Annotated in this window: 10 protein-coding genes; 2 read left to right on the forward strand and 8 right to left on the reverse strand. The window is 69.5% G+C overall.

What is annotated here, in order from left to right:
- Nucleotides 1-37: 37 nt before the first annotated feature.
- From BSY19_RS12540 to BSY19_RS12560, 5 genes are all read right to left on the reverse strand, one after another.
- Complete coding sequence (locus BSY19_RS12540) at nt 38-1606, reverse strand: peptide ABC transporter substrate-binding protein (protein WP_069054463.1); 1569 nt, start codon at nt 1604-1606, stop codon at nt 38-40.
- Between the two features lie 149 nt (nt 1607-1755).
- Nucleotides 1756-2880 (reverse strand): alpha/beta hydrolase family protein, encoded by a 1125-nt coding sequence (locus BSY19_RS12545; protein WP_069054464.1) that lies wholly within the window; start codon nt 2878-2880, stop codon nt 1756-1758.
- A gap of 99 nt (nt 2881-2979) precedes the next feature.
- Nucleotides 2980-5274: an NADP-dependent malic enzyme gene (locus BSY19_RS12550; protein ID WP_069054465.1), complete on the reverse strand. Its 2295-nt coding sequence runs from the start codon at nt 5272-5274 to the stop codon at nt 2980-2982.
- 260 nt (nt 5275-5534) lie between these two features.
- The gene (locus tag BSY19_RS12555; protein ID WP_038361355.1) at nt 5535-5771 is read right to left on the reverse strand and encodes an Lrp/AsnC ligand binding domain-containing protein; all 237 of its coding nucleotides are present in this window, start codon (nt 5769-5771) and stop codon (nt 5535-5537) included.
- A gap of 104 nt (nt 5772-5875) precedes the next feature.
- On the reverse strand, nt 5876-6700 hold the full coding sequence (locus BSY19_RS12560) for an alpha/beta hydrolase (RefSeq protein ID WP_069054466.1): 825 nt from the start codon (nt 6698-6700) through the stop codon (nt 5876-5878).
- A 169-nt stretch (nt 6701-6869) separates the two neighbouring features.
- On the opposite strand from BSY19_RS12560, the gene BSY19_RS12565 reads away from it, so the two are divergent.
- The gene (locus BSY19_RS12565) at nt 6870-7871 is read left to right on the forward strand and encodes an asparaginase (protein WP_069054467.1); all 1002 of its coding nucleotides are present in this window, start codon (nt 6870-6872) and stop codon (nt 7869-7871) included.
- 15 nt (nt 7872-7886) lie between these two features.
- Here BSY19_RS12565 and BSY19_RS12570 read toward each other — a convergent pair whose 3' ends face one another.
- From BSY19_RS12570 to meaB, 3 genes are read right to left on the reverse strand one after another with little or no spacing between them, the layout of a single operon-like run.
- The gene (locus BSY19_RS12570) at nt 7887-9278 is read right to left on the reverse strand and encodes a TIGR03808 family TAT-translocated repetitive protein (protein ID WP_069054468.1); all 1392 of its coding nucleotides are present in this window, start codon (nt 9276-9278) and stop codon (nt 7887-7889) included.
- Between the two features lie 56 nt (nt 9279-9334).
- Entirely contained in the window at nt 9335-9976 is a 642-nt protein-coding gene (locus tag BSY19_RS12575) for a pyroglutamyl-peptidase I family protein (RefSeq protein WP_069054469.1), read from the reverse strand.
- A 4-nt stretch (nt 9977-9980) separates the two neighbouring features.
- Nucleotides 9981-10967: a methylmalonyl Co-A mutase-associated GTPase MeaB gene (gene meaB, locus BSY19_RS12580; RefSeq protein WP_069054470.1), complete on the reverse strand. Its 987-nt coding sequence runs from the start codon at nt 10965-10967 to the stop codon at nt 9981-9983.
- Nucleotides 10968-11085: 118 nt separating this feature from the next.
- On the opposite strand from meaB, the gene BSY19_RS12585 reads away from it, so the two are divergent.
- Nucleotides 11086-12261, forward strand: a complete 1176-nt coding sequence (locus BSY19_RS12585) for an alpha/beta hydrolase (RefSeq protein ID WP_069054471.1) — start codon at nt 11086-11088, stop codon at nt 12259-12261.
- The last annotated feature ends 69 nt before the right edge of the window (nt 12262-12330 follow it).

A 12330-nucleotide genomic window follows, 5' to 3' on the forward strand; every position in this document is an offset into this window, starting at 1 on the left:
CAATGCCGGCGTCGATGCGGGGGCAGCCCCGCTTCCGTCAGGGGCGAAAGCTCAGGAAGCGCGACGGGATGACACCCAGCGGGTTGGGCGCGAAGCCGGCGAGCCGGCTCGAAACGAGGTTCCTGTGGGAATAGTGCAGCACCGGAATCCAGGGCTGGTCGCGCACGATCAGGCTGTCGGCCTCGCGCAGGATCGCAGCGCGCCTGGCGAGATCGGCTTCTCCGGCCGCGAGCTTCAGCAGCGCGTCGAACTGCGGATCGGCATAGCGACCGACATTGAAGCCGGCGTTGTCGCTTCGGAACAGGAAGAGGAAGGTCAGCGGATCGGAATAGTCGCCGATCCAGCCATAGCGGGCGACGTCGAAATCGCTGCCCTCGCGCAGATGGGCGAAATGCGCCGCGCTGTCGGTCTCGATCAGGGAGGTCTCGACGCCGATCGCCGCCCATTGCTCGGCGATGGCCGCGATGGTGCGCCGGTTGTTGTCGCTGCGGTTGTAGCGCAGCGCGAGCCGCAGCGGCATGCCGGGCCCGTAGCCCGCGGCCGCCATCAGCCGCTTTGCCTCGTCCTCGCGTTCGAGCGGGGAGGCGGCCTTGAAGTCGAGTTCGGCGCGCTCGCCGTAATTCCCGATATGGGGCGGGATCACGCCATAGGCCGGCAGCATGGTGCCGGCCCAGACGCGTTCGGCGATGAACTCCCGGTCGATCGCGAGCGAAAGCGCCCGGCGCAGCCGCGCATCGGAAAAGGGGGCTTTGGCCGTGTTCAGGACGAGGAAATAGGTGCCGAGCGCTGGCGAGACGCGCAGCTGCGCGCCCAGCCGCCCGCGCAGCGTCGCGATCTGGTCGGTGGGGATGTCGGTCGTCAGGTGCAGTTCGCCGGCCAGGAAGCGCCGCGCCGCGACCGCAGCATCCGAGATGGGATAGGAGATCACCGTCTCGATGCGGACCTCGGCGGCGGCGTGGAAGGAGCGGTCGCGGTCCAGCCGGATATGGGAGCTGGGCACGAAATCCTTCAGCACATAGGGGCCGTTCGAGACCCAGTCCGCCACGCGCGCCGCCATCCGGCCGGGCCGGTCCGCGGTGGCCGGGTGGACCGGCAGCGTGGCCTGGTGCGCCAGCAGTTCGAGCAGATGGGGCGTCGGCCGTTCGAGCCGGATTTCGAGCAGCCCGGGCCCGAGAGCCGATACGCCGAGATCCTCCACGCGCACGCCCTCGGCGGCCTTGTGGATGCGCTCGGCGTTCAGGATCGGATCGAGCAGGGTGGCATAGGGCGCGCCCGAGCGCGGATCGACCATGCGCCGCAGCGAGAACACGAAGTCGGAGGCCGTCACCGGCTCGCCGTTCGACCAGCGCGCATCCCGACGCAGCGTGAAGCGCCAGACCAGCCCGTCCTCGCTCGTCGTCCAGCTCTCGGCCACGCCCGGCGCGATCTCGCCTTTCATCGTATGGATGACGAGGCCCTCATACAGGTCGCGCAGCAGATGCGCTTCGGCGACGCTCGTCGTCCGCAGCGGATCGAGACTGCCGGGATCGCCGTCATGGCTGCGGTAGAGAACACCCTGGGCCAGCGCAGCCCCCGCCGTCGCGAGCGCTAGACCCACCGCGAGCACGAAAGCGAGACTCCGAAATCCCGGCAAAAGACGCTCTCCCTGCTGCGACGGGTGAGACGGGCGGGGCCCGCTGGACCGCAGTAGAGCGCGGCTCGTTGGCGCCGCCAAGAGGGCGAGACGGATCGGCACGCGGCCGCTCCGCCGCTCCGTCACTCCAGCAGGAACCGGTCGTTCTCGAAGGCGATCACGCAGTCAGGCGCCAGGGCCCCGCAGTCGCGCAGGGCGTTCGCCTTGGCGGTTTCCAGATCGGTGGTGCCGAACCAGTAGCGGAACTCCTTCTTGCTGCGGCTGAGCGCCATCGCCCGCTCGCCGGGCCCTGAGAAGTAGCGCTCGAAGACATCGAGCCGCGTGGTCAGGCCGAGCTTGGCATGGAAGGTCCGGCCGCGATCGCGGGGGATCGTCGGCAGGCCCCAGGCGCGCAGCGAGGCGTCCATCTCGCGCAGCCAGAGATGCCTCGCCTGTCCGTGCAGGAAGGCCATGTGGCCGCGCGGCTTGAGCTCCGGCAGGTCGATGAAGCGGACATCGGCCCCGGCATCGAGCGCCGCCTTGCGCATCCGCGCGACCAGAGCCGGCGGGAAAAGCTCGTCATTGCGGGCATAGATCCAGAGCTGCGGCACCGCATCCGGCCCCTGCCAGGCGGTCATGGCCGCGACCAGAGCGTCCTGGCCGTTCTCCTTGCAGCCTTCGAGATTGAGCCCGCCGGCGACATTGACGACGCCGCGCAGGCCCGGCGGCTTGCGGCGCATCAGGGCCATGGCGGTGGCGCCACCGGCCGATTCCCCGAGCAGGATCACCCGCTGCCCGTCGATATCCGGCCGCGCCTGGAGGACGCGCAGCGCGCCTTCGATGTCATCTGCGTCGTCGCCGAAGGAGCCGGCGACGTCGGGGGCCGGGCACGAGGCCAGCGACGGCAGCGGTCCGTCCGACTGGCCGGCACCGCGGCGCATCACCACCGCGGCGAGCCAGCCCCGGCGGGCGAGATCGCGCGCCAGCGTCGTGTAGCGGGCCGCCCGCAGATCGCCCATGCTGAGCGAACTGCTGTTGCGGCCATGGGTGATGATCGCCAGCGGCAGCCGCCCGGTCACGCCTTCGGGCCGCACGATCAGGCTTTCGAGGCGGACCTCGCGGCCTTTCGCCTGGATGCGAAGGAAGCCGCTCTCCTGCCGCAGTGCCGCGCCCAGCGTAACGTCCTGGGCAAAGGCGCGGTGACCCGGCCATGCCGCTGCCATGGCGACCAGCAGACAGAGCGCGCGCAGGACCATCGCGATCTTCAAGGCCTGCTTTCCTCCAACTGGCGCGGCGGCACCGTGGGACAGGCGCCGCGTGGATCATGGCAGAGCGGGTGTCGCGTCTGCAACGGCGGCAGGTGGCTGTCAGCCGGCCGCCGCCGCCCGCTCCTGCGCCTCGACCACCGCCACCGCCGTCATGTTGACGACGCCGCGTGCGGTCACCGAGCCGGTGAGGATGTGCACGGGCTTGGCCGCGCCGATCAGGATCGGCCCGACCGGCAGCGCATCCGCCAGCACCTTCGCGAACTGGTAGGCGATGTTGGCGGCGTCGAGGTTCGGGAAGATCAGCACATTGGCCACGCCCTTGAGCCGCGAGGAGGGCAGGACGCGCTCGCGCACCATCGCCACCAGGGCGGTGTCGGCCTCCATCTCGCCGTCGCATTCCAGTTCCGGCGCCCGCTCGCGGATCAGCCCCAGCGCCTTGCGCATCTTGACGGCAGAGGGCGTGTCTGCGGCACCGAAATCCGAATGCGACAGCAGCGCGATCTTGGGTTCGATGCCAAAGCGGGTGACATGGCTCGCCGCCAGCACCGTCATGTCCGCGATCTCCTCGGCGCTGGGATCGTGCTTCACATGGGTATCGGCCAGGAAGAAGGCGCCCTTGTTGGTGATGATCAGCGTCATCGCCGAGATGTCGCAGACGCCGGGCGCCAGGCCGATGATGTCCTTGATGTGCCGCAGCCGCGACATGAAGCGGCCTTCGAGGCCGGTGATCATCGCATCGGCCTCGCCGCGCGCGACCGCGAGCGCCGCGATCACCGTGTTGTTGGTGCGCACGAGCGAGCGCGCCGCCTCGGGCGTGACGCCGCGCCGGCCGGCGATGTCGAGATAGGTCTGGACGTAGTCGCGATAGCGCGGGTCGTCCTCGGGATTGACGACCTCGCAGTCGATGCCCGGCCGGATCGACAGGCCGAAGCGCTGCACACGGCTCTCGATCACGCTCGGGCGGCCGATCAGGATCGGAATCGCCAGCCCCTCTTCGAGCGCGATCTGGGCGGCCCGCAACACGCGCTCATCCTCGCCCTCGGCATAGATCACGCGCTTGGGATCCGCCTTCGCCTGGGTGAAGAGCGGCTTCATGATGAAGCCGGAGCGGAAGACGAAGCGCGAGAGTTCCTCGCGATAGGCCTCGATATCGGGCAGCGGCTTGCGCGCCACGCCGGTCGCCATCGCCGCCTGGGCGACGGCCGGCGCGATCCGGATGATCAGGCGCGGGTCGAAGGGGTTGGGGATCAGCGAGGTCGCCCCGAAGGTCGAGGATTCGCCGCCATAGGCCCGCGCCGCGATGTCCGACGTCGCCTCCCGCGCCAGCGCTGCGATGGCGCGCACGGCGGCGAGCTTCATCGCCTCGTTGATCGTCGTCGCCTGCACGTCGAGCGCGCCGCGGAAGATGTAGGGGAAGCAGAGGACGTTGTTGACCTGATTGGGATAGTCCGAGCGCCCGGTGCAGATCATCGCATCGGGCCGCACCGCCAGCGCGTCCTCGGGCGTGATCTCGGGATTGGGATTGGCCAGCGCCAGGATCAGCGGCCTGGGACCCATCGCCTTGGCCATCTCGGGCTTCAGCACGCCGGCGGCCGAGAGGCCCAGGAACACGTCGGCGCCGGAGATCACCTCCGCCAGCGTGCGCGCGTCGGTCTCCTGCGCGTAGACCTCCTTCCAGCGGTCCATCAGGGTGTTGCGGCCCTTGTGGACGACGCCTTCCAGGTCGGTCACCCAGATGTTCTTGCGCTGCGCGCCGAGCTCGACCAGGAGGTTGAGGCAGGCCAGCGCCGCCGCACCCGCGCCGGACACGACGATCTTGACGTCGCCGATCTGCTTGCCGGAAAGGTCGAGCCCGTTGAGGATCGCCGCCGAGACGATGATCGCCGTACCGTGCTGGTCGTCATGGAAGACCGGGATGTTCATCCGGGCCTTCAGCTGCTCCTCGATCTCGAAGCATTCCGGGCCCTTGATGTCCTCGAGGTTGATGCCGCCGAAGGTCGGCTCCAGCGCCGCGACGACCTCGACGAACTTCTCGATATTCTTCTGCTCGACCTCGATGTCGAAGCAGTCGATCCCGGCGAACTTCTTGAAGAGGACGGCCTTGCCCTCCATCACCGGCTTGGACGCGAGCGGCCCGATGTCGCCCAGCCCCAGCACGGCCGTGCCGTTGGTGATGACCGCGACGAGGTTCTGCCGCGAGGTCAGCTCCGCGGCCTGGGAGGGATCGTCGACGATGGCCTCGCAGGCGGCCGCCACGCCGGGCGAATAGGCGAGCGCGAGGTCGCGCTGGTTGCCGAGCGGCTTGGTCGCCTGGATCTCGATCTTACCGGGACGCGGCAGGCGGTGATAGACGAGCGCGCCGGAGCGGAGATCGGGGGACAGGTTGCTCTTCATCGCGGCGGCTCCGGCGGCGCAGGCTCAATGTCAGGAGCAGCCGAGGTCGCGCGAATGGGGCGAGGTCGTCAAGCGCGGTGAATGCATTAATCGCAGGCAGGGATCGCCGTCATGGCCAGGCCGGGAAGCATGGGCCGGGCCATCGACCTTGAATCACTCTGTTAAGGCCCTCGCGCAGCAGATGAGGCGATCGATTCAAGCCGTTGGCCTGAATCGCCTTTCTGGTTCGCCGGCGTCCGCTCAGAGCGCCGCGACGCGGCTCAGAACGCCTTGAAGGTGATGATCGTATGGGTGTCGGCGATCTCGGGGATCGACTGCACCTTCTGGGCGACGAAATGGCCGATATCGACGTCCGCCGCGACATGGAACTTCGCCAGGATGTCGTAATTGCCCGCCGTCGAATAGATCTCCGAGGCGATCTCGCGATCGGCGAGTTCGCTGGCGACCTCATAGGTCTTGCCGAGCTTGCATTTGATCTCGACGAAGAAGGTCTGCATCGCGGGCTCCGGATCTCGTCTGCGGCCTGGCCCGTCCGGCGGCCGGGAGGCCGCCCGCCGCAGCCGCCGCGCCCGATCTGGATAGAGCCTCCCGCCCCGTCAGATCAAGCGCCGGCGAGTTCGGCGATGCGGCGCGTCATGGCGTTCTCGGGATCGGCGAGGCCCGCGATCACCGTGAAGTGGTTGGCGCCGGCGATCTCCTCATAGCGGGTGCGGACGCCCGACAGCCCCCAGACATCGACGATGCGGCGGCTCTGCTTGAAGTACTCCTCGCTCTCCTCGCCGCCGACGACGGCGTCCATGACCAGGCCGGAGGGCGCTGGCCAGAACAGCGGGCTCTCGCGCTCGGCCGCCTCGAAGCTGAGATTGAGCGCACCGTTGATGCTGGTCTCCGTCAGCGGCTTCAGATTGTAGAGGCCGGAGATGCCATAGGCCGCCGGCACGAGATGCTCCGGCAGGTTCTCCTCGACATTGGCCCAGTTGGTCGCGAGCAGGCAGGCGGCAAGGTGCCCACCCGCCGAGTGGCCACTCGCGACCACCGGCAGCGTGTAGCGCTGCCACAGGGCCGCGGCCGCCTGCTGCATCTCCCAGACGATATGGCCAACCTCGACCTGCGGGCAGAGATCATAGCCGACGACCGCCACGGGCACGCCGCGCCGGTTCAGCCCGCGCGCCATATGCGAAAAGAAGCTCCGGTCGAGCGCCTGCCAGTAGCCGCCATGGATGAACAGGACGATGGCGTTGCCGCGCATCGTCTCGGGCTTGAACAGGTCGTAGCGCTGGCGCTCGCTCTCGCCATAGGAAACGCCCAGCTCGCACAGGGCCTCGGCGCGATAGGCCTCGGCATCCCGGGCCCAACTCGCGATGATCTGCGGATGCTCCGGCACGCGGGCGCGGTTGTTGTACTGGATCTCGTAGTCGCCCGACATTCCCTCGCTCCGGCTCGCCCGATCTGCGGATGCAGCCCCCTTTCGGGAGCGCGTCACCCCCCGCTTGGCAGGTGTCGCCACTGTGCGCCATCGCTTTTGACAGGTCGAGCCATGGGCGGCACAAGGCTGCGCGCGTCTCGTGCAGGACGCTTTTGCTGTGGAGACGACGATGGACAACCCGATCCTGGCCGAGGTGACGCGCGGCGGCACGGTCGAATCGCGCCATCGCGGCGCCGCCATCGTCGTCGACGCCGATGGCGGCGTGGTCTTTTCCACCGGCGATGTCGAGCGCCCCGTCTTCCCGCGCTCGGCGGTGAAGGCGATCCAGGCGCTGCCGCTGCTCGAGAGCGGCGCCGCTGACCGCTACGGCCTGACCGAGGCCGAGATCGCGCTTGCCGTCTCCTCCCATTCCGGCGAGCCGCTGCACGCCGAAACCTCGCTGGCGATGCTGGCGAAGGCCGGGCGCGAGCCCGGCTGCCTCGAATGCGGCGCGCATTGGCCGATGAACGAGAACGCCGCACGCGCGCTGGCCCGGGCCGGCCGCGAGCCGAGCGCGCTCAACAACAACTGCTCCGGCAAGCATGCCGGCTTCGTCTGCCTCGCCTGCGGGATCGACGAGGACCCCGCAGGCTATGTGAAGGCCGGCCATGCCGTGCAGAAGGCGGTGCGCGGCGCGCTGGAGGAGGTGACCGGAGCCGCCCATTCGACGGACTTGATGGGCACCGACGGCTGCTCGATCCCGACCTATGCGGTGCCGCTGAAGGCTCTTGCCCTCGGTTTCGCCCGCATCGGCACCGGCCATGGCTTCGGGCCTGAGCGTGCCAGGGCCGCCGCCCGCATCCGGAAGGCCGCCGCGGCGCATCCTTTCATGGTGGCCGGCACCGGCCGCTTCGACACCCGCGCCATGGAGCTGCTGCGCGAGCGCATCTTCATCAAGACCGGCGCTGAAGGCGTCTATTGCGGCACCCTGCCGGAGCTGGGCTATGGCATCGCGCTGAAATGCGACGATGGTGCCGGCCGTGCGGCGGAGGTGGTGATGGCCGACCTGATCGCGCGGTTCCTGCCGATGGACGAGGCCGGCTTGGCCGCCTTCGCGCCGCTGCGCGAGAGCGTGATGACGAACTGGAACGGCATCGAGGTCGGCCGGGTGAGGGCGGCGTCTGGCAACTGAGCCACCGGCCGCGGCTTATCCCACCGCGTTGTTCTCGACCCGCACGCCCGCCGCCCGGGCGTCGGGGGCCTTCGTCAGATCCCCCGTGACCGCCTTCCCGTACTCGGTCCCGACGACGGCGCCGCGGCTCGCCTCGGCGATGACGTTGCCCGAGATCACCGCATTGCGCTGTTTGGGGACGAGCGAGACGGAGATGCCGATGCCGGTCCGGCGCACCATGTTGCCGGTCGCGACGAGATTGCGCATTCCCCAGGACCAGCCGAGCGAGATGCCGATCTCGCTGGCATCCTCGATGACGTTGCCGGTCACGGTGGCTTCGGCCTCGACATGCACGCCCAGGCCGCCGATCGGCTCCTTGACGCCTGGATAGAGACCCTTGCGGGCGCGGCGGACGATGTTGTTGGCGAAGACGCTCAAGCGCCCGCCATGGTCGAGATTGGTGATGTTGGCTCCTTGCGCGCAATCCTCGACGAGGTTGTTGGCGATGATGGCGCCCTCGAAGGCGAACTCGGAATAGAGCCCGACCTCGCCGCAGCGCCGCCCCTGGTTGCCGAGAATCTGGACGCTGGCGCCGGAATTGTTGCGGATGAAGGTCAGCGCGCAGTCGCGCAGCTGGTTGCCCTCGATGATCACGCCACCGGCCCTGTAAAGGCTGATGCCATTGCCATTGGGGCCGTCGCCGCCCGCGTCGGCGCGGATGCGCTCGACGCGGTTGCCGCGCACGATCGAGCGCTCGTCGCCCGCCTGGCCGCGCCAGAGCTGGATGCCGTTGTTGCCGCAATCCTCGACGGAGTTGCGCTCGATGCGAAGCCCCCGCGAGTCGAGGGAAAACAGCGCCGATTCGCGCATGGTGCGGAAGCTGCTGCTCTCGATGTCGCCGCCTGTGCGATGGATCACGAGCCCGACCGAGCCGGCATCGGTGAAGGCGCAGTCGCGGATCTGGAGGACCTCCACATCCTCGGCCGTCAGCAGGCCCTGGCGGCCGGCAGCGCGCAGGCCGAGCCCGTCCAGCGTCAGGCCGGTCAGCGACGATCGCTGGGTGCCACGCGCCTCGAGCAGCGGGCCGGGCTGCGCCGCCACCAGCGTCGTCGCGCCCGGCACGCCGATCAGGCTTGCTCCCTCCGGCAGGCTGACGCGGCCGATGCGGTAGCGCCCCGGCGCGATGACGAGCGGAACCTGGCGCCGCGCGGCCTCGGCAAGCGCGCTCTGCAGGCGCTGCGATTGATCCTCGGCGGCGCCCGGCCGCAAGCCGAACGGGGCCGCCTCGAGCCCGAGCCCGCCCAGGGGCACCGGTTTGGCGGCGCGTGAAGACTGGCCGAGCCCCGGGGCGGCCGCGAGCGAGCCTGTCCCGAAAACAGCCATGGCCAGCAGCGAACGCCGCGATATCGCGAGAGGGGTTTGCGCCATGCGAGCGGTGGTTCAAGCGCCGTGCCGACGGCGCCTGTGCCGTTCCGGCACGCCGATCAGCCGGCCCCGCGGCCCTGACGCGCGAGCGCGGCCCCGATCTCGGCGAGGCTCGCCACCAGCACCGCCTTCGCCGGGCGAAAGCCCGCGACGCGTCGTGACGGGCGCGAACCGGGGGCAGGGCGCAGCCAGGGCACATGGATGAAGATGACCGGCACGCCGCTGCTGCGGTTAGGCCGGAGGGCGGCCGCATAGCACGCGTCACAGAGATAGCGCCCGGCCGAGGGCGAGAGCGCGCTGCGCAGCCCGCGGCGGCGCAGAGCCGCCAGCGCGGCCTGGGGAGGGGCCGTCGTGCGCAGGGGAAGGGCAGCCGGCACCGGCCTCGCGGTCGGAGTCGCCCCGCTGACGTCGGGATGGAGCGGGCTGGCATGGCCGCGGCCGAAGAGTTCCACCCGGATCTTGCGGGCGCGTGCGGCAAGCCCGAGCATCAAGATCGCCCGGGGGCGCGAATCCGCGAGATGGGCGCGCAGCCGTGGCAGCCCTCCAGCATAGCTCGTCTCGAGGATCAGGGCCTCGGTGGCGAAGCCGGCGGCCTGGAGCCGCGTCGTCACGGCCAGCGCCAGGGCGGTCGTCGGATTGACCCGCACCCGCGGGAAGGGGCCGAAGCCCGTGACCAGAATGTCGGGGCGCGCTTGTGTCATCGGCTCAGAGCCCCAGCGCCTGCGCGATGTCGTCGGCGGCCAGCGTCGGCGCCAGCGTGCCCGCCGCGACGGCGGCTTCCAGCGCCGGCGTCGCAGCCTTCAGCGCGGGGTCGTTGCGCAGCTTCGCCTTGAGACGGTCCTCGACCATGGCCCACATCCATTTCACATCCTGCCGATGACGCTTGTCGGCGATGAGCCCCTTCGCCTCGTGGCGAGCGCGGTGATCCTCGATCCTGGCCCAGAGCGTGTCGAGCCCGTCGCCGGTCAGGCCCGAGATCGTCACCACGGGCGTCGACCAGAGCGGAGAGGCCGGCGCCAGGATGTGCAGTGCGGCCTGATACTGGGCCGCGGCGGCGCGCGCGGCGGTCGCACCCGCTCCATCGGCCTTGTTGACCGCGATCATGTCGGCGAGTTCGATGATGCCCTTCTTGATGCCCTGCAACTCGTCGCCGGCATTGGGCAGCATCAGGACCAGGAAGAAATCGGTCAGCTCCGCCACGGCCGTCTCGGATTGCCCGACGCCGACCGTCTCGACCAGGACGACGTCGAATCCCGCCGCCTCACAGAGCAGCATCGTCTCGCGCGTGCGTGCCGCGACGCCGCCGAGTGTGCCCGAAGAGGGAGAGGGCCGGATATAGGCCGCTGGATCGACCGCGAGCCTCGCCATGCGCGTCTTGTCGCCGAGGATCGAGCCGCCGCTGCGGGTCGATGAGGGGTCGACGGCGAGCACGGCGACCTTGTGTCCGCGCTGGGTGAGAAAGCTGCCGAGGGCGTCGATCGTCGTGGACTTGCCGACGCCGGGCACGCCTGTGATCCCGACGCGGATGGCACCGCCGGTCCGCGGCAGGAGCGCCTGGATCAGTTCGCTGGCCTGGCGGCGATGGTCCGGCCGGCGTGATTCGACCAGCGTGATCGCCCGCGCCAGCGCCGCCCTGTCGCCGGCGAGCAAGGCGGCGGCCAGTGCGGTGACAGGAGCGGGAGGATCGGCCATAAGCTCCCCTAGCAAGGCCGAGGGTCCAGCGACAAGGTTCCGCCGGTCGGCCTTGCCGTCATCGTGAGGCGCGCGGGCGTCTCGACGGTGCATCGCGCACGGGGAGAGCTGTCAGGCGATGATGACGACGCGTGCGGCGATGCGGCTTCGGATTCTGGTTTGGGCGGTCCTCGCGCCGCTGGCGCTGGGCGCCTGCGGGACGCCGCGCGTGCTCCAGATCAACCCCACCGCCAGCGTCCCCGCGGATATCGCCGGCACGGTGGAGATGTTCGTCGCGACGACGCGCGAGGCCTCGTCCGAGCCTGTCTACTTCAATGGCGAGCGCGGGCCGCGGCTGGCGTTCGCGCGCCTGGATTTCACGGTCCCGCGGGCCCACAAGACGGGCGAACTCGAACTGCCGGATTCGGGGCCGAGCGATCCGGCCAAGCATTTCGCCGTCACCAATGTGCAGCGGCTCGACCTCGCGCCGATCGTCGCCGATGTCCGCCGCGAGATCCTGAAGCGGCCCGCGTCCCAGCGCGACGTGCTGGTCTTCGTGCATGGCTTCAACACCAACTTCGCCGATGCCGCCTATCGGTTCGCGCAGATCATTCACGACTCGGGCTTCAAGGGCGTGCCGGTGCTGTTCACCTGGCCGTCGCGCGGCCAGTTGCTCGCCTATCCCTATGATCGCGAGAGCGCCTATTACTCGCGCGACTTCCTCGAGCTGAATCTGCGGGCGATCGCGCGCGATCTCGGCACGACGCGCATGGACATCCTGGCGCATTCGATGGGCACGCTGCTGACGCTGGAGTCGCTTCGCCAGGCCTCGATTCGTGGCGACGGAACCTTCGGCGGCAAGCTTCGCGACGTCATGCTTGCGGCGCCCGACGTCGATCTCGACGTTTTCAGGACCCAGATGCGCGAGATCAAGCGTCCGGTCACCGTCTTCGTCTCGGCGGATGATCGCGCGCTCGATTTTTCCCGCCGCTTCGCCGGTGACAAGACGCGGTTGGGCGCCGTTTCGGCGAAGGACACAGAGATTATCGCGGAACTCGAGAAGCTCGGCGCGCGCATCATCGACCTCTCGGAAGTGACGTCGGGCGACCCGCTGAACCACAGCAAGTTCGCCTCCTCGCCGAAGGTCGTGCAGATGATCGGCCAGCGTCTGCAGGCAGATGGCGGCATCGCCACGGCGGGTCCCCAGCTCGGCGACCGGCTCGGCGACATCGCCGGCGGCGTCGTCGGCACAGTGGGCTCGACCGTGGGGCTGGTCGTGACGGCACCCGTGACGATCATCTCGGGTGGCCGCTGAGCCACGCTTGGCGTCGAACCGCGGGTGTTCGAGAGCCTCGCCGCATTCTGGCCGCGTTAGCCTGTCGTT

It is taken from the genome of Bosea sp. RAC05, assembly GCF_001713455.1.
In the GTDB taxonomy this organism is placed as follows: Bacteria; Pseudomonadota; Alphaproteobacteria; order Rhizobiales; family Beijerinckiaceae; genus Allobosea.

Bases quoted from the DNA above. Each gene is read 5' to 3' on its own strand.
- BSY19_RS12550 (WP_069054465.1), bottom strand. From the start codon at position 5,274: ATGAAGAGCAACCTGTCCCCCGATCTCCGCTCCGGCGCGCTCGTCTAT.
- BSY19_RS12555 (WP_038361355.1), bottom strand. From the start codon at position 5,771: ATGCAGACCTTCTTCGTCGAGATCAAATGCAAGCTCGGCAAGACCTAT.
- BSY19_RS12560 (WP_069054466.1), bottom strand. From the start codon at position 6,700: ATGTCGGGCGACTACGAGATCCAGTACAACAACCGCGCCCGCGTGCCG.
- BSY19_RS12565 (WP_069054467.1), top strand. From the start codon at position 6,870: ATGGACAACCCGATCCTGGCCGAGGTGACGCGCGGCGGCACGGTCGAA.
- BSY19_RS12570 (WP_069054468.1), bottom strand. From the start codon at position 9,278: ATGGCGCAAACCCCTCTCGCGATATCGCGGCGTTCGCTGCTGGCCATG.
- BSY19_RS12575 (WP_069054469.1), bottom strand. From the start codon at position 9,976: ATGACACAAGCGCGCCCCGACATTCTGGTCACGGGCTTCGGCCCCTTC.
- meaB (WP_069054470.1), bottom strand. From the start codon at position 10,967: ATGGCCGATCCTCCCGCTCCTGTCACCGCACTGGCCGCCGCCTTGCTC.
- BSY19_RS12585 (WP_069054471.1), top strand. From the start codon at position 11,086: ATGATGACGACGCGTGCGGCGATGCGGCTTCGGATTCTGGTTTGGGCG.